At 72.1% G+C, this 19,981-nt stretch carries 20 protein-coding genes and 1 pseudogene; 13 read left to right on the top strand and 8 right to left on the bottom strand.

Features of this window, described 5'->3' with window-relative positions; genetic code table 11:
* Positions 1-68: 68 nt before the first annotated feature.
* Together F9C41_RS14990 and F9C41_RS14985 are read right to left on the bottom strand one after the other, a co-directional pair.
* A complete protein-coding gene (locus F9C41_RS14990; RefSeq protein WP_155387373.1) occupies positions 69-983 on the bottom strand; it encodes a carbohydrate kinase family protein in 915 nt (304 codons plus the stop codon).
* On the bottom strand, positions 980-1,903 hold the full coding sequence (locus tag F9C41_RS14985) for a pseudouridine-5'-phosphate glycosidase (protein WP_155387372.1): 924 nt from the start codon (positions 1,901-1,903) through the stop codon (positions 980-982). Before F9C41_RS14985 ends, F9C41_RS14990 begins: the two co-directional genes overlap by 4 nt.
* A gap of 122 nt (positions 1,904-2,025) precedes the next feature.
* Here F9C41_RS14985 and F9C41_RS14980 point away from each other — a divergent pair, with 122 nt between their 5' ends.
* From F9C41_RS14980 to F9C41_RS14965, 4 genes are all read left to right on the top strand, one after another.
* On the top strand, positions 2,026-2,271 hold the full coding sequence (locus F9C41_RS14980; protein WP_120318641.1) for a DUF3039 domain-containing protein: 246 nt from the start codon (positions 2,026-2,028) through the stop codon (positions 2,269-2,271).
* 85 nt (positions 2,272-2,356) lie between these two features.
* Entirely contained in the window at positions 2,357-3,298 is a 942-nt protein-coding gene (locus F9C41_RS14975; protein WP_155387371.1) for a ribokinase, read from the top strand.
* A gap of 84 nt (positions 3,299-3,382) precedes the next feature.
* Positions 3,383-4,024, top strand: a complete 642-nt coding sequence (locus F9C41_RS14970) for a trimeric intracellular cation channel family protein (protein WP_155387370.1) — start codon at positions 3,383-3,385, stop codon at positions 4,022-4,024.
* A 296-nt stretch (positions 4,025-4,320) separates the two neighbouring features.
* Positions 4,321-5,976 (top strand): DEAD/DEAH box helicase, encoded by a 1,656-nt coding sequence (locus tag F9C41_RS14965; RefSeq protein WP_230689636.1) that lies wholly within the window; start codon positions 4,321-4,323, stop codon positions 5,974-5,976.
* Positions 5,977-6,179: 203 nt separating this feature from the next.
* Here the strand turns inward: F9C41_RS14965 and F9C41_RS14960 are convergent, their stop codons facing one another.
* Entirely contained in the window at positions 6,180-6,413 is a 234-nt protein-coding gene (locus tag F9C41_RS14960) for a DUF7455 domain-containing protein (protein ID WP_120321755.1), read from the bottom strand.
* Between the two features lie 381 nt (positions 6,414-6,794).
* A complete protein-coding gene (locus tag F9C41_RS14955) occupies positions 6,795-8,492 on the bottom strand; it encodes an RNA polymerase sigma factor (RefSeq protein WP_155387369.1) in 1,698 nt (565 codons plus the stop codon).
* Positions 8,493-8,728: 236 nt separating this feature from the next.
* Here F9C41_RS14955 and F9C41_RS14950 point away from each other — a divergent pair, with 236 nt between their 5' ends.
* On the top strand, positions 8,729-9,529 hold the full coding sequence (locus F9C41_RS14950) for an inositol monophosphatase family protein (protein WP_230689608.1): 801 nt from the start codon (positions 8,729-8,731) through the stop codon (positions 9,527-9,529).
* Positions 9,530-9,619: 90 nt separating this feature from the next.
* On the opposite strand, the gene F9C41_RS14945 is transcribed toward F9C41_RS14950, so the two are convergent.
* Positions 9,620-10,192 carry a LytR C-terminal domain-containing protein gene (locus tag F9C41_RS14945; RefSeq protein WP_230689607.1) on the bottom strand — a complete coding sequence of 191 codons (573 nt, stop codon included), beginning with the start codon at positions 10,190-10,192 and terminating at the stop codon, positions 9,620-9,622.
* Between the two features lie 299 nt (positions 10,193-10,491).
* Between F9C41_RS14945 and F9C41_RS14940 the strand changes: the two genes are divergently transcribed.
* On the top strand, positions 10,492-10,788 hold the full coding sequence (locus F9C41_RS14940; RefSeq protein ID WP_144118843.1) for a DUF4193 domain-containing protein: 297 nt from the start codon (positions 10,492-10,494) through the stop codon (positions 10,786-10,788).
* A 182-nt stretch (positions 10,789-10,970) separates the two neighbouring features.
* On the top strand, positions 10,971-11,813 hold the full coding sequence (locus tag F9C41_RS14935) for a hypothetical protein (protein WP_230689606.1): 843 nt from the start codon (positions 10,971-10,973) through the stop codon (positions 11,811-11,813).
* Here the strand turns inward: F9C41_RS14935 and F9C41_RS41250 are convergent.
* Positions 11,796-12,239 (bottom strand): DUF3093 domain-containing protein, encoded by a 444-nt coding sequence (locus F9C41_RS41250; RefSeq protein ID WP_230689605.1) that lies wholly within the window; start codon positions 12,237-12,239, stop codon positions 11,796-11,798. The two genes, F9C41_RS14935 and F9C41_RS41250, sit on opposite strands and share 18 nt — an antisense overlap.
* A gap of 180 nt (positions 12,240-12,419) precedes the next feature.
* Between F9C41_RS41250 and dut the strand changes: the two genes are divergently transcribed.
* The 4 genes and pseudogenes from dut (at position 12,420) to F9C41_RS14910 (ending at position 15,144) form a co-directional block, all read left to right on the top strand.
* On the top strand, positions 12,420-12,875 hold the full coding sequence (gene dut, locus F9C41_RS14925; RefSeq protein WP_155387367.1) for a dUTP diphosphatase: 456 nt from the start codon (positions 12,420-12,422) through the stop codon (positions 12,873-12,875).
* Between the two features lie 9 nt (positions 12,876-12,884).
* Positions 12,885-13,646 (top strand): annotated as a pseudogene (locus F9C41_RS14920) (DUF3710 domain-containing protein); the annotation flags it as partial.
* A gap of 375 nt (positions 13,647-14,021) precedes the next feature.
* Positions 14,022-14,411, top strand: a complete 390-nt coding sequence (locus F9C41_RS14915) for an OB-fold nucleic acid binding domain-containing protein (RefSeq protein WP_155387366.1) — start codon at positions 14,022-14,024, stop codon at positions 14,409-14,411.
* A 31-nt stretch (positions 14,412-14,442) separates the two neighbouring features.
* Positions 14,443-15,144, top strand: a complete 702-nt coding sequence (locus F9C41_RS14910) for a DUF3159 domain-containing protein (protein WP_155387365.1) — start codon at positions 14,443-14,445, stop codon at positions 15,142-15,144.
* A 67-nt stretch (positions 15,145-15,211) separates the two neighbouring features.
* Here F9C41_RS14910 and F9C41_RS14905 read toward each other — a convergent pair whose 3' ends face one another.
* Complete coding sequence (locus F9C41_RS14905) at positions 15,212-15,904, bottom strand: potassium channel family protein (RefSeq protein ID WP_155387364.1); 693 nt, start codon at positions 15,902-15,904, stop codon at positions 15,212-15,214.
* Between the two features lie 11 nt (positions 15,905-15,915).
* Positions 15,916-16,578: a potassium channel family protein gene (locus F9C41_RS14900; RefSeq protein WP_155387363.1), complete on the bottom strand. Its 663-nt coding sequence runs from the start codon at positions 16,576-16,578 to the stop codon at positions 15,916-15,918.
* Between the two features lie 182 nt (positions 16,579-16,760).
* Here F9C41_RS14900 and F9C41_RS14895 point away from each other — a divergent pair, with 182 nt between their 5' ends.
* Both F9C41_RS14895 and F9C41_RS14890 read left to right on the top strand, forming a co-directional pair.
* Positions 16,761-18,767: an APC family permease gene (locus F9C41_RS14895; RefSeq protein WP_155387362.1), complete on the top strand. Its 2,007-nt coding sequence runs from the start codon at positions 16,761-16,763 to the stop codon at positions 18,765-18,767.
* Positions 18,767-19,975: a class I SAM-dependent RNA methyltransferase gene (locus F9C41_RS14890; protein WP_155387361.1), complete on the top strand. Its 1,209-nt coding sequence runs from the start codon at positions 18,767-18,769 to the stop codon at positions 19,973-19,975. The genes F9C41_RS14895 and F9C41_RS14890 overlap by 1 nt, the downstream gene beginning before the upstream one ends.
* Positions 19,976-19,981: the final 6 nt, after the last annotated feature.

The raw sequence follows: 19,981 nt of genomic DNA, 5'->3' as shown, positions 1-19,981 counted from the left end.
AGTCGGACGATCATGGGCGGCCGGGCGGCCGGGCGGCCGGGCGGGCGCGCGGGCGGTGGGCGGTGTGGTCAGGGCGACGGCAGGGGCGGGCGGGCGCCGACGATGCCCACCGCGCGGGCGCCCAGCCGGCAGCCCGCCAGCAGCGCGTCGTGCTGCCCGGCCCCGGCGGCCCAGGCTGCCAGCAGGCCCGCGGCGAAGGCGTCGCCCGCGCCGGTGGCGTCCACGATCGGCACCGGGTCGCCGGTGACGTGCACCACGCCGACCGGGCCGGCCCACAGCGCCCCGTGCGCGCCGAGCTTCACCACCACGTCGCCGCCGATCGCGTACGACAGCCGCAGTGCCTGGTCGGCGGGCTCCCCGGGCCCGGCCAGCGCGCTCGCCTCGTCGGCGTTGGCCAGCAGCAGGTCCACCCCGCGCACCCAGTCCAGGAACGGGTGCCCGGTGACCCCGTCCTCGATCAGCTCCGTGGTGACCGCGTACAGCGGGGCGGCCGAGGCGGCGTCGACGCAGGTGCGCAGGCCGGCGGCGCGGGCCGAGGCGAGCGCGTACCGCCCGGTGGGCCGGGAGGGCTGGTCCAGCAGGGTGTATCCGGACAGGTGCAGCAGCGACGCGCCCTGGGCGATCGCGGCGTCCACGTCGCTGGAGGCCAGCAGCAGGTTCGCGCCCCGATCGCTGATCATCGTGCGCTCGCCGCCGTGCGTCAGCACCACGATGCTGCCGGTGCTGGCCCCGGGGCGCACGCTCACCTGGGTGCGTACCCCCGCCTGGTGCAGCTCGGCCAGCCGGTCGCGGCCGGCCTGGTCGTCGCCGACCGCGCCCACGAAGGTCACCGGCGCGCCCAGCGCCGCCAGCCACGCGGCGGTGTTCGCCGCCTGGCCGCCCCCGGCGACGTGCACCGTCGCCGGGGTGTCCGAGCCCTGCGCGAGCGGCGCTCGCAGCACCGCCAGCACGTCGGTGACCAGGTCTCCGACGGAGAGGATCACTGGTCGCCGGCCGCGACGGCGATCTGCGCGGCCAGCGCCGCGTTGCGCAGGATGATGCGTACGTTGACGGCCAGGCTCCGCCCCTGCGTGGCCGCGTGGAAGTGCGACAGCAGCACCGGCGTCACCCGCTTGCCGGTCACCCCGTCGCGCTCCACGATCGCCAGGCCCTCGGCCAGCGTGCGGTCGTGCAGGTCCTGGTCGAGCTGCTCGTCCTGCGGCAGCGGGTTGGCCACCACCAGCGCGCCGCGGTGCACGCCCTGGTCGCGCTGCGCCCGCATGGCCGCGGCGATCTGCTCGGGGTTGTCCAGCCGCCAGTCCACGCCGAACCCGCTGTCTCGGATGAAGAAGCCCGGAAAGCGGTCCGTCTGGTAGCCGGCCACCGCGACGCCCAACGTCTCCAGCCGCTCCAGGGTCGCGCCCACGTCGAGGATCGACTTGACCCCGGCGCAGACCACCACGATCGGCGTCTGCGACAGCGTGGTCAGGTCGGCGGACTCGTCGAAGGTCTGCGAGGCCTCGCGGTGCACGCCGCCCAGACCGCCGGTGGCGAACACGCCGATGCCGGCTGCGGCGGCGATCGCCGAGGTGCTGGCGACCGTGGTCGCGCCGTCGACGCCGAGCGCCGACGCGACGGCCAGGTCGCGGACCGAGAGTTTGGCCACGTTCTCGCCGACTGCCAGGCGGGTCAGCGCCTCGTCGTCCAGCCCGGCCACCAGCCTGCCGCCGACCATGCCGATCGTCGCCGGGACCGCGCCGTTGTCGCGTACGACCTGCTCGATCTCGCGGGCCACCCGCAGATTGTCCGGGCGGGGCAGCCCGTGCGAGACGATCGTGCTCTCCAGCGCCACCACCGGCTGCCCGGTCGCCAGCGCCGCCTTGACCTCGGCACCGAGGTGGATGCTCACATCAGTCACGATCATGAGAGTACTGTGCGGTCGAGGCCCGCCGTGCGGGCGCGGGCATTCGGCCGTGGCCGGGCCTCCTACCAGCGTGGCGGGATATCAGACTGGGCTGGTAGCCGGTGACCTGAGACAATGTTCGGGTGACCACACCAGTGACGAACCCCAGCACCATCGTTGAAGAGCGCACGGCCACGGACTATCGCCTCGACGAGGGCGACCACGAGCGCTTGTCGCACTACGCTCCCAAGGACAAACTGCTCGAAGCGATGATCGAGGGTACGCCGGTGCGCGCCCTGTGCGGCAAAGTCTGGGTGCCCACCCGCGACCCCAACCGCTTCCCGGTGTGCCCGGAGTGCAAGGAGATCTACGAGAACCTCTCCGAATGATCCGGCTTGCGCGCCGACGCACGGCTGTCAAGGCCGCGCGGCACGGGGGTCTCGGCGCGCCCCGGACTCTCCTCCAGGAGTAGGCATGACCGCGAGCGTGGTCGTCGTGGGCAGCGCGAACATGGATCTGGTGGTGGCGACGCCCACCCTGCCCCGCCCCGGCGAGACCGTGCTCGGGCAGGACTTCTCGACCGTTCCCGGCGGCAAGGGGGCCAACCAGGCCGTCGCCGCCGCCCGAGCCGGAGCCCGGTGCCACTTCCTGGGCGCGGTCGGGCTGGACGCCTTCGGTGACGAGCTCAAGGGTTGCCTGGCCGCGGCCGGGGTCGAGCTGGACGGGCTGCGCCGGGTGGCCGGCCCCTCCGGGGTGGCGCTGATCGCCGTCGACGCGGCCGCCGAGAACCTCATCGTCGTCGCTCCCGGCGCGAACGCGCAGCTCACCGAGCTGGACGCGGTCGACCGGGAGCTCATCGCGAGCTGCGACGTGCTGCTCTGCCAGCTGGAGATCCCGCTGGAGACGGTTGCGCAGGCCGCCGCCGCGGCGCGCGCCGGGCAGGCGGTCTTCATCCTCAACGCCGCTCCCGCCCGGGCGCTGTCGGACGAGTTGCTGGCCCTGGTGGACGTGCTGGTGGTGAACCAGACCGAGGCCGCGGTGCTGGCCGGGCTCGATGGCGGCCGCGACGCCGCCCGGGCCGACAACGTGCCGGAACTGCTGTCGAATCTGCTGGCAGCCGTGCCGCGGGTGGTGCTGACGCTCGGCGCGGCCGGGGCCGCTTACGCCGACCGCGACGGGACGCGGCTGGAGGTGGGCGCGCCGCCCGTGGCCGCCGTGGACACCACGGCCGCCGGGGACGCCTTCACCGGTGCGCTGGCCGTGGCCTGGGCGCAGGGCCGCCCCATCGAGGAGGCGCTGCGCTGGGCGTGCGCGGCGGGCGCGGCCTGCGCCCAGCAGTGGGGCGCCTCGACCTCGCTGCCCCTGCAGGCCGACATCGACGCGCTCTACGAGCGCGCCTACCAGCCCCAGACCTGACCCGGCCACCCCGGGCGGGTTCCGGCGGGCGGTAGGCGGCGAGGCGGCGCGGGCGTACGCCGTGCCGCGTCGTAGCCTGCGCCGGTGGACAGTTCGTCGGCCCTGCTGATCGGGGACCTCACCGGGGTCGCCGTCTTCGCCGCGTCAGGCGGCTCCGCCGCGGTCGGCAAGCGGCTCGACCTGTTCGGCGTGGTCTTCGTGGGCTTCGTCGCCTCGCTGGGCGGCGGCATCCTGCGCGACCTGGTGATCAACCAGGTGCCGCCGCTGGCCTTCGCCGACTGGCGGTATCCGGCCACCGCGACCGTCGCCTCGCTGGCCGTGTTCTGGCTGCATCCGCACCTGGACAGGCTGCGACGCACCGTGCTCGGCCTGGACGCGGCCGGGCTGGGCCTGTTCACGGTCACCAGCACGCTCAAGGCGTTCGACGCCGGGGTGCCCGCCGTCGGTGCGTGCCTGCTCGGCATGCTCACCGGTATCGGCGGGGGACTGGTCCGCGACCTGCTGCTCACCGAGATCCCGGTGGTGCTGCGCCGGGAGATCTACGCGGTGGCGTCGCTGCTCGGCGCGATCGCGGTGGCGGTCCTGGTGCGGCTCGGCTGGGGGAGCGTGCTCACCTTCACCTGCGCGGCGCTGCTGGTGTTCGTGGTGCGTATCACCGCCCTCTACCGCCACTGGTCAGCGCCGCGGCCGCGGCTCGGCGGGGGTGCCACGCCCGAGTCCGGCTAGGCGTGCCGCCGGTGGTCGGCGCCATCGCCGCGACGGAACGCGGGCGCGACCGGCCGAATCCGGCTGGACGTGCGGCACCCGGATCGGGTGGTGTGCAAAGCGACTCACCGATTTCCACCTGGCGGTCGCGCGGACCTGTCCTGACGAGCCGATAGACTCAAGGCCCCGCCTTCGAGGTCCGCCGACCCGAGGGCTCTTTCGTGCGAATCCCTCGAAGAGCAGGAGGCTGCCGCGTGGCGCTGGCCCGCCCCGTCCCCGAGTCGTTCCCGGCGCTGCGCGCCTGGCAGCGCAAGGCAATGGTCGAATACCTCCGCCGGCGCTCCCCCGACTTCCTGGCGGTCGCCACGCCCGGCGCGGGCAAGACGACGTTCGCCCTGCGCATCGCGGCCGAGCTGCTGGCCGACGGCAGCGTGGACGCGGTCACCGTGGTCGCCCCGACCGAGCACCTGAAGCTGCAGTGGGCGCAGGCGGCGGCCCGGGTGGGCATCCAGCTCGACGCCATGTTCCGCAACGCCGACGTGCACACCAGTGCCGACTTCCACGGCGCGGTGGTGACGTACGCGCAGGTCGGCATGGCGCCGCAGGTGCACCTGCGGCGCACGCTGACCCGCCGGACGCTGGTGATCCTGGACGAGATCCACCACGCGGGCGACTCGCGCAGCTGGGGCGACGGCGTGAAGGCGGCCTTCGAGCCCGCCGTGCGGCGGCTGATGCTCACCGGGACCCCGTTCCGGTCCGACGAGAACCCGATCCCGTTCGTCACCTACGAGCGGGTGGGCGAGGTGCAGCGCTCGCGCGCCGACTCGGTGTACGGCTACGCCGACGCGCTCGCCGACGGCGTCGTCCGGCCTGTGATCTTCCTCGCCTATTCGGGGGAGACGCGGTGGCGCACCAGCGCCGGCGACGAGCTGGCGGTGCGCCTCGGGGAGCCGCTCACCCAGGACCTGATCGCGCACGCCTGGCGCACCGCGCTGGATCCCAAGGGCGACTGGATGCCGCAGGTGCTGCGGGCCGCCGACGCGCGGCTGCAGGTGCTGCGCGCCGGTGGCATCCCGGACGCCGGAGGCCTGATCATCGCCTCAGACCAGCAGACCGCCCGGGCGTACGCCAAGCTGATCGAGACCATCTGCGGCGAGAAGGCCGTCGTGGTGCTCTCCGACGACACCGGGGCGTCGGCCAGGATCGCCGAGTTCGCGGGTTCCCAGCAGCGCTGGATGGTCGCGGTGCGCATGGTGTCCGAGGGAGTCGACATTCCGCGGCTGGCCGTCGGCGTGTATGCCACCAGCGCCTCCACCCCGCTGTACTTCGCCCAGGCCATCGGCCGCTTCGTGCGGGCCCGCCGCCCGGGGGAGACGGCCAGCGTCTTCGTGCCCAGCGTGCCCACGCTGCTCGGACTGGCCAGCGAGATGGAGCTGGAGCGCGACCACGTGCTCGGCGGCCCCAAGGCCAAGGACGGGCTCGACGACGAGCTGCTGGAGCGGGCGCAGCAGTCCGAGAACGCCAGCGGTGAGCTGACCAAGTCGTTCGAGGCGCTGTCGGCCACCGCCGAGCTCGACCAGGTGATCTTCGACGGTGCCACCTTCGGCCTGCCTGCCCAGGCCGGCACGCCCGAGGAGGAGGACTTCCTGGGTCTGCCCGGCCTGCTCAGCGCCGACCAGGTGTCCGCGCTGCTGACCAAGCGCCAGGCCGAGCAGGCTGCCGCCGTACGCCGCAACCGGGCCGAGCAGACCCCCGCTCAGCGCGAGCCGGTCGCCCGCGACATGTCGGCCACCGAGCGCCGCATCCACCTGCGGCGCCAGCTCAACGCCCTGGTCGCCGCCCACCACCACCGCACCAACCTGCCCCACGGCAAGATCCACGCCGAGCTGCGCTCGAAATGCGGCGGTCCCCCCAGCGCCCAGGCGACGATCGAACAACTCGAAGAACGCATCGCCACGATCCAGAGCTTCTGAGGTCTGAGTGATCCCGGCCCACCGCCGCGTTCGGCCGCCGGCGTCACGCGCCACCAAGGAGGTAAGCGAAGCGAAGCCGACGACTGGGGCGTGACGCCGGCTGAGAGGCCGGACGCCGCAGCCGCCGGAGGCGGCTGCCAGCAGCACAGCACGCCGAAGGGGCACCGCTGGTTGCGGTGCCCCTTCGGGTCAGGCTTGTGGTGTTACTTGGCCATCATGTCGGCGCCCCGCCACGTGAACTCGGGGTCCGCCGCCACTTCCACGGCAATCTTGACAAGGTCGTCGGCGTACTTGTTGGCGTGGTGTCCGCAGAACACCAGCTCGCCCCCACCGGCCAGCTTCACACGCAATTTGCCCGCCGCGTTACAGCGGTCGCACCGTTCATCGGCGGCTGGGGCAGCCACCGTTTCCGGCGGCGGCGTGAGGGTCTGGGTCATCGCCTTCCTCCTCTGGTCGTCACCGATGCTGATATCCATCGTCGATCCGCCGAGTCCAGCAGCGCCGAACCCGCCATTGTCATTCAGCTCGTTGCCCATGTAAGCCTCCAACACCGGCCGTGCCGGAGGGCTTCCCGGATGGGGCCTCGGGGGGACCGGGGTCACAGCCGGTGAACGATCGAGCCTACCTGGTCAGACGGGCTATCGGGGAGATGACCCGTCATGGACAGTGTGCCGTTCCACCAGAGTGCCACGTCAACGATCCCGCGTCGAACAGAAACAGAGCGCCTACCCGTCTATGTACGCACGGTGACTAAGTCCGTACGTTCGGTGGATAGCAAATGCCCGATTCGCGGTGAATGTCGACTTGACCTGCCGGTGTTAGTCGAGGTAGTCGCGCAGGACCTGCGAGCGCGACGGGTGCCGCAGCTTGGACATGGTCTTGGACTCGATCTGCCGGATCCGCTCACGCGTGACCCCGTACACCTGGCCGATCTCGTCTAAAGTCCGCGGCTGGCCGTCGGTGAGGCCGAACCGCAGGCGCACCACGCCCGCCTCCCGCTCGGACAGCGTCTGCAGCACCTGCTGGAGCTGGTCCTGCAGCAGCGAGAAGGAGACCGCGTCGACGGCCACGACCGCCTCGGAGTCCTCGATGAAGTCGCCGAGCTGGCTGTCGCCCTCGTCGCCGATGGTCTGGTCCAGCGAGATGGGCTCCCGGGCGTACTGCTGGATCTCCAGCACCTTCTCCGGGGTGATGTCCATCTCCTTGGCCAGCTCTTCCGGGGTGGGCTCGCGGCCCAGGTCCTGGAGCAGCTCACGCTGTATGCGGCCGAGCTTGTTGATCACTTCCACCATGTGCACCGGGATGCGGATGGTGCGGGCCTGGTCGGCCATGGCGCGGGTGATCGCCTGGCGGATCCACCAGGTGGCGTACGTGGAGAACTTGTAGCCCTTGGTGTAGTCGAACTTCTCGACGGCGCGGATGAGTCCGAGGTTGCCCTCCTGGATCAGGTCCAGGAACGCCATGCCGCGGCCGGTGTAGCGCTTGGCCAGCGACACCACCAGGCGGAGGTTGGCCTCCAGCAGGTGGTTCTTGGCGCGCTCCCCGTCGCGGGAGACCCACAGCAGGTCGCGCTGCATGTCGCGGGTGAGGGACAGGCCCTCCTCCTCGGCCTGGCGCAGCCGCTCGGCGGCGTACAGGCCGGCCTCGATGCGCTTGGCGAGCTCGACCTCCTGCTCCGCGTTGAGCAGCGGCACCTTGCCGATCTGCTTGAGGTAGGCGCGGACGGAGTCGGCCGACGCGGTCAGCTCGGCGTCCTTGCGGGCCTGCTTGAGCGCCTCGGACTCCTCGGCGTCCCACTCGAAGTCGTCGGAGGCGGCGGCGTCGGCCTCGGCGGCCTGGGCCACCTCGACCGGCTCGTCGACGACGACGTCCTCGAGGTCGGCGGCCAGCTCCTCGATGGTGAGGTCGGCGCCGTCGGGCTCGCCGTCCTCGCCCGGCTCGCCCTTCTTGGCAGCCTTGGCGGGCGCGGCCTTGTCGCCTGTCTTCTTCTCGACAGCCTTCTTGGCGGCGGCCTTCTTGGCCGGTGCCTTGGCGGCGGCCTTCGAGGCCTCGTCGGCGCCGTCCTCCGCCTTGGCGGGGGCGGCCTTGGCGGCGGCCTTCACGGGCTTGGCGGCCGGGGCGGCCTTGGCCGGGACGGCCTTGGGAGCCAGCTTCACCGGAGCGGGCGTCTCGGCGCCGCTCTCGGTGGGCGTGGCCTGCTTGGGTGCGGCGGGCTTGGCGGTCTTCGACGCGGCGGGCGGGGCCGCCTTCGCGGTGGTGGCCTTCGAGGCCGGGGTCGCGGCCCGCGCGGCGGCCACCTTGCGGCGGCCGTTGGCGGAGTCGTCGACCTCGACCGTCACGCCCGCCTCGAGCAGTGCTCGCAGCATCTTCTTGGCCTGGGCGGGGGTGACGTCGGCAGCCTCCACGGTGCGCGCCACATCCGCAGGCGTGAGCCGGCCGCCGGCGCCTGCGGCTTGGGCGATCAGCATGTCGGTGAGCGTGCGAACGTCGGCGCTGATCTGGCGGGCTTCAGTCACGGACGACCTTCCGGAGGCGAGTATCAAACAAGAATCTGCAGCTTCGGCCGCGTCGCATGGCGCGTCGCGGTGAGTCAGCCAGTGTGATGTGTGGATGCGCCCCGCACCTTCGGCACGTGGCAGGCGTGAATTGTAGCGCCGTACTCGGCGATCATCTCGGCGCGCACGCCGCAGGAGGTCCGCGAGCGGGCTCCGGGGCCTTGGCAGGATGGCACCAGGTGACGAGGAGGACGGTCGTGAACGAGCTGGAACTGCTGGATATCGCGGTACAGGTGGCCGCTGACGCGGCCGACACCGCCCGCCGTATGCGTAACGAGGCGATCAACGATGTCGGCACGAAATCCACCGCCACGGACGTCGTGACGGCCGCGGATCGCGCGGTCGAGCAACAGGTGATCGCCGCGTTGGCGGCGCGGCGCCCGGGTGACACGGTACTCGGCGAGGAGTTCGGCGGCGCGGGAATTGCCGGTGACGGCGGGGTCCGCTGGATCGTGGATCCGATCGACGGGACCGTGAACTACCTCTACGGGCTGGCCCAGTACGCCGTGTCGATCGCCGCGGAGGTGGACGGGGAGGTGGTGGCCGGGGTGGTGCGCAACGCGGCCACAGGGCAGACCTGGACGGCCGCGCGGGGCCACGGCGCGTGGCGGGACGGGCGGCGGCTGACCGGCTCACGCGCCACCGAGCTGGCCCTGTCGCTGGTCGGCACGGGCTTCGGCTACGCCCGGGAGCGTCGCGTCCACCAGGCGGCGGTGGTGGCGCAGGTGCTGCCGCTGGTGCGCGACATCCGGCGGATGGGCGCGGCGGCGCTGGACCTGTGCGCGGCGGCCGAGGGGATGCTGGACGCGTACTACGAGAAGGGCCTCGCGGAGTGGGACCTGGCCGCGGGCGGCCTGATCGCGCGGGAGGCCGGGCTGCTGGTCACCGGCCTGTCGGGGCGTCCGGCCGGCGGGGACATGGTGCTGGCGGCGCCGCCGGCCCTGCACGCCCCGCTCGACGCCCTGCTCACCGAGCTGGTCGCCGACGGCGGCCCGTGACCCCGCACACGATCGAAGGCCCCGTCCGGCGGCGTACAGCGGCCGGACGGGGCCTTCGGCTCAGGGCGGGGGGACCCGTGGTGCGCTCGGTCAGGGCTTCTCGGCGCAGGTGCCCTCGGGCAGCACCGGACGACCCAGGGCGGCGACCGCCTGGCGCATCTCGGTGGGCGTGGCGAGCTGCTTGAACTGCCCGCCGATGATCACGTCGATGGTGTCGTTGTCGCGCTTGATGTCGAACACGGGCTCGACGTCGTTGAGGAAGTACGCTTTCAGCAGCTGGGCCGCGCCGACCGTCTTGGGGCCGTAGCGCAGCTCGGCGACGATGTCGGGCTGGGCCTTCTTCTCGTTGCCCGTCTTCTCCACCTTGAACTTGCGGTTGGTGAAGTCCGCGGCCACGTTACGGGCGAGATCCACCGTGGTCGTGGCGTTGTAGACGTTGATCTTAACTTCGCTCTCGGAGTCAGGCAGCGTGTTGTCGACGGGTACGAAGCCCGCCGGACAGCTCTGGGCCACGGGAGCGTCACTCTGCGTGTCACGATTGAGCGTGATCACGGCCAGGGTGATACCGATGATCGCCAGGGTGCTGATGATGGCGATCGCCCGAATTCGTGCTAGTTGCATCTCGGTGCCGCTCCCCGTGAGCCAGAGGTCCGCTGCCGCCACTTTGACGGCATGGGCCAGAGGTTATCGGTTGACCGGCCCGCCGGGGGCCGCGACCCGACAGACGGCCGGAATTGGCCGGACGTTCCCGGCGCGCCGACCGTGATCGGCGGGCGGCTGCCCCTACCTTGGTCTCGCCTGACCCGACGGCCCCATAACGCTGTCGGCTCAGTCACATCGGGAACAACTTCCCGTGCTGGAGCGTACAACTCCCACACGGGCGCGCTAAAGTACCGCGCTCGTCAAGAGTGACAACGTGCGTACGCATGACGGACAAGACACAAATTGGGAGTGTGACAATCGTGGCCACCGACTACGACGCCCCGCGCCGTGACGAGGCCGACCTCGGTGAGGACAGCCTCGAGGAGCTGAAGGCCCGGCGTGTCGACACACAGTCGGGCAGCGTGGACGTGGACGAGACCGACATCGCCGAGAACTTCGAGCTGCCCGGCGGTGACCTGTCGGATGAGGAGCTGACGGTGAAGGTCGTGCCGATGCAGGCCGACGAGTTCCGCTGCTCGCGCTGCTTCCTGGTGCATCACCGCAGCCAGCTGGCAGGCGAGCGCAACGGCGAGCCGATCTGCCGCGAGTGCGCCTGACCGCGTGCGCCCACCGGACGGTTTCCGGGGCTTGACGCGATGGGGTGAGATGGCGCAGAACATCTGGGTACACGGATCGAGGCACGCCGCAACGGACGCGGCGTGCCACACGGGGACCGGGTCCAGGGCGGCCCCGACGAACGTCGTGGACCAGATGCCGTCTCAGCCGACAGGAGCCAGTCATGACCACCAGTCCCGAAGAGGTGCCCGGCGACGCTGCGTCAGCGACAGGCGCGTCGGGCACTGCCGCACCCGGCACCGGCGCCGGTAGGCCCGACGAACTGGCGTTGGCGGTGGCGGGGCTCGCCGACGAGGACCTCGACAGGGCCGGACGGCGCAAACTGCTCGGGCGGATGCTGGTGGGCCTGCGCGAGCGCGGGGTCAAAGAAGTCTTCATGCCCCGCAAGGCGATCAACTGGATCACCGAGGCGGTCTCCGACCTGGCCCCGCACGTGCCGGTGCGCAACCTGGAGACGCTGCGGCGGCACTACCCGGGCCTCGACGACGAGGCGCTCGCCGAGCGGCTGATCCGCAACGCGGCCCGCGCCGCGGCAGGCGTCGGCGCGGTCGGCGGCGGGGTGGCCTCGATCGAGTGGGTCGCGCCGCCCACCCTGCTGTCGACGCCGGTGCTGCTGGCGACCGAGACGGTCGGCGTGGTCGGCATCGAGCTCAAACTCATCGGCGAGCTGCACGAGGTGTACGGCCAGCCGGTGCTCGGCACGCCGTCCCAGCGGGCGATCAGCCTGATGCAGGCCTGGGCCAGCCACCGGGGCATCAGCCCGATGCTGCCCGGTGCGGCCGCGGCCACCGTGCTCGGCACGGCCACCCGCAAGCAGCTGCGCGACATGGTCCTCAAGCGGTTCGGGCGCAACCTGACCACGCTGGGCCCGCTGCTGACCGGCGCGGCCATCGCCAGCTACCTCAACCGCAAGGCCACCCGCCGGCTGGGCGACGACATCCGTCGCGACCTGCGGGTCAAGCGCGGCCGTCCGGCGCTGCCGCCGGGGTCAGCCGACGCGGCGTAGCGCGCGGGCCAGGTCCTCGGGCCGGCGGCTGCTGATCACCCAGTACGGTGTGACGTCGTCGGGGTCGTCGAGCACCACCTGCACGGCGCCGGAGACCCAGGGCCGCTGCACGACGAAGGCCATCGGGTCGGCGTGCACGCCGAGCAGCTCGCGCTTGGTGGCGGCGTCCAGCGGGATCGCCTGCGCCACGTGGCGCAGCGGCAGCCGGGCGTCGTCGACTCTGAACTCGTCCTCGGTCACGCTGATCCGGATCCGGCCCAGCCGCCACAGGCCCACCACGACTCCGGTCAGCACGACGGGGTAGGCCACCCAGCCGCGCGGGCCGGCCGCGCCCAATCCGACCTGAGCCGCCAACACGGCTCCGACCAGCAAGGACGGCACCCACAGCCACCACGGCACGGACAGGCGCTCGGTGTGACTGCACACAGGCCGTGCCGCACCGACCCCTGTCGCCGTTGTGCCTGAGGATGCCGTGCCGCTGCCTGGATGTGTCACAGCATCGAGGGTAGGGCCCGCCGGGTCCCACAGGCGCGGCAGGATAGAGGCAAGGAGACGCAGCTCCCGTCGCGGGCGCGCGTCAGGCACTTCCCCCCGGAGGTTTGACCGTTGTATCCCCCTGCGACCCCACCCGTCGTGGTGCCGATCCGCCGGCTCGACCCGGACCTGCCCCCGCCGTCGTACGCCCATCCGGGCGACGCGGGCGCCGACCTGTACGCCGCCTCCGACGTCGTGCTCGCCCCGGGCGAGCACCGGCTCGTGCCCACCGGTGTGGCGATCGCCCTGCCGGACGGGTTCGTGGGATTGGTCCACCCGCGGTCCGGTCTGGCCGCGAAAATGGGGGTGACCGTGCTCAACGCTCCCGGCACCGTGGACGCGGGCTACCGGGGCGAGATCCTGGTTCAGCTGATCAACCACGACCGGGCGAACACCGCCAAGATCTCTCGCGGCGACCGCATCGCGCAACTTGTCGTGCAGCGGGTGGAGCGGGCACACTTCCACGACGTCGCCGAACTGCCGGAGTCCGTACGGGGCACCGGTGGGCACGGCTCGACGGGGAAATGAGGAGGAACAGTGATCTTCTCGCGACGACGTGCGGCCGCCGGCGGCCGGCACGCCAAGGCCGAGGAGCCGAAGTTCGTGGACGCCCGCGCCGCTCGGCGCGCCGCGCTCCTCGGCGAGGACTGGCAGCCCGAGGAGGCTGACGCGCCCGCCGCCCAGGCCGCCAACGGCACGAACGGCTCCTACCTCCCCGAATCCTCGATCTTCGGCGACGACGGCCCGTACGACGCCGAGGACGCGCCCGACGCGCCCCGGCTGGACCTGGGCAGCCTGCTGCTGCCCGCGGTCGACGGGGTCGAGATCCGGGTGCAGGCCGGCGACCAGGGCCTGATCCAGCAGATCGCGCTGGTGCACGGCCCGAACGCGCTCCAGCTGGGCGTTTTCGCGGCACCGCGGACCGAGGGCATCTGGGACGAGGTGCGCGAGGAGATCCGCAAGTCGCTGTTCGCCGACGGCGTGGGCGCCGAGGAGGTGACCGGGCGCTGGGGCATCGAGCTGCGGGCCCGGATCCGCACCCCCGAGGGCTTCAACGACCTGCGCTTCATCGGCGTCGACGGGCCGCGCTGGATGGTCCGTGCGGTGTTCCAGGGCCCGGCCGCGATCGACGTGACCGAGGCCGGCCCGCTGACGCTGTGCCTGACCGGTCTGGCGGTGCGCCGCGACGACACCGCCCGCCCGGTCCGCGAGGCGCTGCCGCTGCGCCTGCCGGCGAACATGGCCGAGGAGGCCGCGGCCCGGCAGGCGGCGCAGGCGCAGCCTGAGCCCCCCGTCGAGCAGCCCCGCCAGCCGCAATACGGCGAGGGCGCCTACGGCGGCGACCCGTACGGCGGTTCCGGCAACCAGCTGGTGCCCGGCCGGGTGCCGCCGCCGCCCGCGCCGACGCCGTTCGGCTCGATCGCGCCGGCCGGTGGCTACGGCGCCGCGGCCCCCGCTGCTGGCGACGTCCCGCGCCGCAAGCCCTCCCCGCGACCGCGCCGCGACTGACCTCGGCGAACAGGGCTCGATCCGGCGCGCCGCCGTTACCGGGGCGCGCCGGAAGACTTCGAGACGTTGCGCCCCGGGGTGTCCCCAGCCGGGGCGCCCCGCAGTAGGCTGGCTGTTACGCGCCGCCCGGGGACCTCGCCCCGGCGGGGAAGGATGAAGCAGGTCATGTCGACCGACGACGCCCGACCACGGCACAAGGGGCTGCGTGGCATGCTCCACCGGCTCACCGCCACCGAATCCGAGCTCGAGTCGGAGGAACTGCGCCGGGACACCGAACTCGCGGGCTGCGTCTGCGCGGACACCGTGCACCGCGGCGACCTCGTCAACGTCAGCGGCCGGCTGCGTACGGTCGTCTACACGCCGCGCACCAACCTGCCGACGCTGGAAGCCGACCTCTACGACGGCACCGACCTGATCACCCTGGTGTTCCTGGGCCGCCGCCACATCAACGGCATCGAGCCGGGACGCGGGCTGCACGTGCGCGGCAGGGTCGCCGTGCGGGACGGTCGCAAGGTCATCTACAACCCTTACTACGAGCTGGAAGCGGCCGCGTGAGCGAGCGATCCGCACGCAGCGAGGAGCAGTCATGAGCGAGCCTGTCACTGACCGTAATCGGGCCTTGACGGACGAGGATCCCGACCAGCTCCCGCCGTTCGCGGAGCAGGTGGCGCAGCAGCTGGGCGGCTGGCGCGGGATGACCGAGGCGGCCGTCCCGGTCATCGTGTTCGTGCTGACCAACATCGTGCTGGGCTTCTGGTTCCCGGCGGAGGAATCGCGCATCGCGCTGCAGTCCGCCATCGGCGCGTCGGCGGCGGTGGCGATCGTGGTCGCGATCGTGCGGCTGGCGCAGAAGCGGCCGGTGCGCTTCGCGCTGAACGGCCTGTTCGGCATCGGCCTGGGCGCGTGGATGGCCTGGGACTCCGGCAAGGAGGTCGACTTCTACCTGCCGGGCATCTGGATCACCATGGGCCAGATCGTGGTGCTGCTGGGCTCGATCGCACTGCGCCACCCGATGGTGGGCTGGTTCTGGTCGGTGATCGCCAACGGCGGCCGCAACGACTGGCGTGAGGACGCCCGGCTGGTGCGGGTCTTCTCGCAGCTGACCGCGCTGTGGGCGGTGGTGTTCGCGATCAAGGTGATGGTCCAGGGCGGGCTGTGGATGACCGAGCAGGGCACCGCGCTCGGCATCGCCCGCATCGTGATGGGCACGCCGCTGTTCGCGCTGCTCGTCGTGATCAGCTTCGGCGTCGTCCGCCGCGTCCGCCGCGAAGAGCCCCAACCGGCCTGACCGGCCCCTTTCCTCACCACCGCGCCGCGCCGACCGCCAGGTCCGCGCGGCGCGGCTGTCCGCGGGGTCAGCGGCGGCGGGCGCGGGTCTTCTCGACGCTGTCGGCGCCGAGCATGACCGAGCGGACCTGCTCCTCGACCTCGACGGTGCAGACGAAGACCAGCTCGTCGCCGACCTCCACCGGGTCGTCGGGGGTCGGCGTGAGCACGCGGCGGCCGCGCACGATGGCGACCAGGGCGCTGTCGGGCGGCAGCGGGATGGAGCGGATCGGCAGGCCGACGTGCGGCGCGTCCTCGGGCAGGGTGATCTCGACGAGGTTGGCCTCGCCGTGTCGGAAGGTCATCAGCCGGACCAGGTCGCCGACCGTGACCGCCTCCTCGACCAGCGCCGCCATGACGCGCGGCTTGGACACGGAGACGTCCACGCCCCACTGCTCGGTGAACAGCCACTCGTTCTCGGCGCGGTTGACCCGGGCGACCACCCGCGGCACCGCGAACTCGGTCTTGGCCAGCAGCGACACCACGAGGTTGACCTTGTCGTCGCCGGTGGCGGCGACGACCACGTCGCAGGCGGCGAGGTTGATCTCCTGGAGGCTGGACAGCTCGCAGGCGTCGGCGAGCACCCAGTCGGCGGCGGGCACCCGCTCGGGGCGCAGCATGCGCGGCTGGCGTTCCAGCAGCATGACCTGGTGGCCGTTCTCGATGAGCTCCTGGGCGATGGAGCGCCCGACGTTGCCCGCCCCGGCGATGGCGACCCGCATGGTGACTCCTCCTAGACCGTGGCCGGCGGCGCGGCGGCGATCTTCGTGACGGTTTCCGCGATGTCGTCCGTGACCAGCATGAACACCTGGTCGCCGTCCTGCAGCACGGTGGACGCGGTGGTCAGCGTGCCGAGGCCGAAGCGCATGAGGAAGGCGGTCCGGGTGCCGGTCGCCTCTTCCAGCGTGTGCAGCGGGTGGCCGATCCAGGCGGGGTTCACCGGGATCTCGATGATGGCGACGGTGCTGGTGGGGTCGCGGTAGAGCTCAGTGGCGCCCTCGGGCACCAGGTGCCGCACGATGCGGTCGGCGGTCCAGCGCACGGTCGCCACGGTGGGGATGCCCAGCCGCTCGTACACCTCGGCGCGGCGCTGGTCGTAGATGCGGGCCACGACCCGCTGCACGCCGAATGTCTCGCGGGCCAGCCGCGCGGAGATGATGTTGGAGTTGTCGCCGCTGGACACCGCGGCGAAGGCGTCGGCGCGCTCGACGCCGGCCTGGATGAGGACCTCGCGGTCGAAGCCGACGCCGGTGACCGTGGTGCCCGCGAAATCGGGGGAGAGCCGCCGGAACGCGTCGGCGTCCTGGTCGATGATCGAGACGGAGTGCCCGCGCGCCTCCAGGCTGTGCGCGAGCGTCGAGCCGACCCGGCCGCACCCCATGATCACAACGTGCACGTCAACGCCTCCCGACAATGCCGTCGTCCCGGCCACCGTGAAAGCGGCTCGTCCCGGCGTGCCGCCACACAAGCGGCGCACCAAGGGACGCCCCACCTTCGCCCAGCCTGCCATGCGCGCCCACGGCGCGCGACATCAGAGTGCCACGTGGCTTCACGCCCGGGCGTCGTAGGCTCCCACATGTGGCGAGACCTACCTCCCTGCTGAAGCGCCTCCTGCTCGGCAGGCCGTTCCGTTCCGACCGACTGCAGCACACCCTGCTGCCCAAGCGCATCGCACTACCGATCTTCGCCTCGGACGCGCTGTCCAGCGTCGCCTACGCGCCGAACGAGATCCTGCTGACCCTGTCGATCGCGGGCGCCGCCGCCTACGCCTACTCCCCGTGGGTGGCGCTGGCGGTCGTGGTGGTGATGCTGACCGTCGTCGCCAGTTACCGGCAGAACGTGCACGCCTACCCGTCCGGCGGCGGCGACTACGAGGTCGCCACGGTCAACCTGGGCTCCAAGTCCGGTCTCGCCGTGGGCAGCGCGCTGCTGGTGGACTACGTGCTCACGGTGGCGGTGTCGATCTCGTCGGGCGTGGAGAACCTGGGGGCGGCGATCCCGCTGATCGGCCGGCACGAGGTGATCACCGCGGTGCTGCTGATCGCGCTGCTGGCCGCGGTGAACCTGCGCGGTCTGCGCGAGTCGGGCTTCATGTTCGCCATCCCGACCTACCTGTTCATGCTTTCCATGCTCGGCCTGATCGGCTGGGGCGTGATCCGGATCTTCGTGCTGGGCGAGGACCTGAAGGCCCCGAGCGCGGCCCTGACCATCCTGCCCGAGCACGGGCTGCAGGTCGGCACGAGCTTCGCCTTCGCCTTCCTGTTGGTACGCGCGTTCTCCTCGGGTTGTGCGGCGCTGACCGGCGTCGAGGCCATCTCCAACGGCGTGCCCGCGTTCAAGCCGCCCAAGAGCAAGAACGCCGCCACCACCCTGCTCATGCTCGGCCTGCTGTCGATCATCATGCTGGTCTCGATCGTGGCGCTGAGCCTCAAGACCGGCCTGCAGTACGTCGAGGACCCGGCCCAGCAGATCGTCGGGGCCGGACCGAACTACGAGCAGCCGACCGTCATCGCGCAGCTCGCGTCGACCATCTTCGACCACTTCGGGCTCGGGTTCTATCTGGTCATCGCGGTGACCGCGCTCATCCTGGTGCTGGCCGCGAACACCGCGTTCAACGGCTTCCCGGTGCTGGGCTCGATCCTGGCGCAGGACCGCTACCTGCCCCGCCAGCTGCACACCCGCGGCGACCGGCTGGCCTTCTCCAACGGCATCCTGCTGCTGGCCGTCTTCGCGGCGGTCCTGGTCGTCGCGTTCCAGGCGGAGACCACGCGGCTGATCCAGCTCTACATCGTCGGCGTCTTCGTGTCGTTCACGCTGTCGCAGATCGGCATGCTGCGGCACTGGAACCGGCTGCTGCGCACCGAGCGCGACGTGTCGGCCCGCCGCCGGATGAAACGGGCTCGGGTGATCAACGGCTTCGGTGCGGTGCTGACCGGCTTCGTGCTGATCCTGGTGCTGCTGACGAAGTTCACCCACGGCGCATGGATCTCGATCGCGGCGATGGCGGTGATCTACGCGATCATGGTGGGCATCCGCAAGCACTACGACACGGTCGCCCGGGAGCTGGTGCCGTCGGAGGAGCGGCCGGTGCTGCCGGCCCGCAACCACGCCATCGTGCTGGTCAGCAAGCTGCACCTGCCGACCATGCGGGCGCTGGCGTACGCGAAGGCCACCCGGCCGGACACGCTGACCGCGCTCACCGTCAACGTGGACGTCGCCGACACCCGGGCCATCCAGGCCGAGTGGGAGCGCCGGGGCATCAACACCCCGCTGACCGTGGTCGACTCGCCCTACCGGGAGATCAGCCGGCCCATCATCGAGTACGTGAAGTCGCTGCGCCGGGCCTCGCCGCGCGACGTGGTGACGGTCTACATCCCGGAGTACGTGGTGGGCCGCTGGTGGGAGCACATCCTGCACAACCAGTCCGCGCTGCGGATCAAGGGCCGGCTGCTGTACGAGCCGGGCGTCATGGTCACCAGCGTGCCCTGGCAGCTGGCCTCGACCAACAGCACCGACCTGGACCGGCTGGACCGGGACCTGGTGCGCAGCCCGGCCCGCGGCCCGCGCGCGGGGGAGGACTCCTGATGGCCGCCGTGACGGAACTGTACGAGGGCGACAAGGTCGAGGTGACCGTCGGGCCGATCGCGCACGGCGGGCACTGCGTGGCCAGGCACGAGGGTCAAGTGATCTTCGTGCGGCACGCGCTGCCCGGGGAGCGGGTGGTCGTGGAGATCACCGAGCTGCACAAGGCCTACCTGCGCGGCGACTGCGTCGAGGTGCTGGCGGCGTCCGCCGACCGGATCACCCCGCGCTGCCCGTACGCCCATGCCAATGGTTGTGGCGGCTGCGACCTGCAGCATGTCGCGTCCCCGGCGCAGCGGGAGTGGAAGGCGGCCGTGGTGCGCGAGCAGCTGGTCCGCCTGGGCAAGCTGAACGAGTCCGAGGTGCAGGCGCTGGGCGTAACGGTCGACGCGCTGCCCGGCGGCGACGAGGGCTGGCGCACCCGGGTCCGCTACCGCGCGGACGCGCTGGGCCGGCCGGGCCTGCTCAAGCACCGCTCGAACGAGGTGGTGGCGATCGGCCGCTGCGCCATCGCGCACCCGGAGATCCAGCAGCTCGACGTGCTGGAGCGGCGCTGGCCGGACACCGACCTGATCGACGTGGTCAAGCCGTCCACCGGCCCGGCGCAGCTGGTCCAGGACCCGCCGCAGCAGATCGTGGAGCGGGCCGCCGGGCACGACTTCACGATCTCCGCGGGCGGCTTCTGGCAGGTGCACCCCGCCTCGGCGGACACGCTGGTGCAGACGGTGCTGGAGTTGCTGGACCCGCGGCCGGGCGAGCACGCCTGGGACCTGTACGGCGGGGCCGGGCTGTTCGCCGCGGCGCTGGCCGACCGGGTCGGGGTGACCGGCGCGGTGACCATGGTCGAGTCGGCCCGCGACGGCGTCGCGGCGGCCCGGGGCAACCTGGCCGCGCTGCCGGTGCGCGTGGTGGAGGCGACGGTCGAGCGGGCGCTGCACCGCGACCGGCGGCCCAAGGAGCGGCTGCCGCAGCCCGACGTGGTGGTGCTGGACCCGCCGCGCACCGGGGCCGGGGCCGCGGTGGTCCGGGCGATCACGGCGGCCCACCCGCGCGCCGTGGCATACGTGGCCTGCGATCCGGCGGCACTGGGCCGGGACGTGCGCACCTTCCGTGAGCACGGCTGGGAGTTGCGGGCGCTGCGGGCCTTCGACTGCTTCCCGCAGACCCATCACGTGGAGTGCGTCGCGCTGTTGACACCGGGACGCGGGTGAAGGTCC

This window comes from Catellatospora paridis (assembly GCF_009720365.1).
In the GTDB taxonomy this organism is placed as follows: domain Bacteria; phylum Actinomycetota; class Actinomycetes; order Mycobacteriales; family Micromonosporaceae; genus Catellatospora; species Catellatospora paridis.
Note: the sequence above shows the minus strand (reverse complement) of the source record. Positions and strands in the feature narration are given on the sequence as shown.

Excerpts from the sequence above, each read along its gene's own strand:
- F9C41_RS14985 (WP_155387372.1), bottom strand. The coding sequence starts at position 1,903 with ATGATCGTGACTGATGTGAGCATCCACCTCGGTGCCGAGGTCAAGGCG.
- F9C41_RS14975 (WP_155387371.1), top strand. The coding sequence starts at position 2,357 with ATGACCGCGAGCGTGGTCGTCGTGGGCAGCGCGAACATGGATCTGGTG.
- F9C41_RS14915 (WP_155387366.1), top strand. The coding sequence starts at position 14,022 with ATGTCGACCGACGACGCCCGACCACGGCACAAGGGGCTGCGTGGCATG.
- F9C41_RS14910 (WP_155387365.1), top strand. The coding sequence starts at position 14,443 with ATGAGCGAGCCTGTCACTGACCGTAATCGGGCCTTGACGGACGAGGAT.
- F9C41_RS14935 (WP_230689606.1), top strand. The coding sequence starts at position 10,971 with ATGACCACCAGTCCCGAAGAGGTGCCCGGCGACGCTGCGTCAGCGACA.
- F9C41_RS14890 (WP_155387361.1), top strand. The coding sequence starts at position 18,767 with ATGGCCGCCGTGACGGAACTGTACGAGGGCGACAAGGTCGAGGTGACC.
- F9C41_RS14905 (WP_155387364.1), bottom strand. The coding sequence starts at position 15,904 with ATGCGGGTCGCCATCGCCGGGGCGGGCAACGTCGGGCGCTCCATCGCC.
- F9C41_RS14965 (WP_230689636.1), top strand. The coding sequence starts at position 4,321 with ATGGTCGAATACCTCCGCCGGCGCTCCCCCGACTTCCTGGCGGTCGCC.
- F9C41_RS14960 (WP_120321755.1), bottom strand. The coding sequence starts at position 6,413 with ATGACCCAGACCCTCACGCCGCCGCCGGAAACGGTGGCTGCCCCAGCC.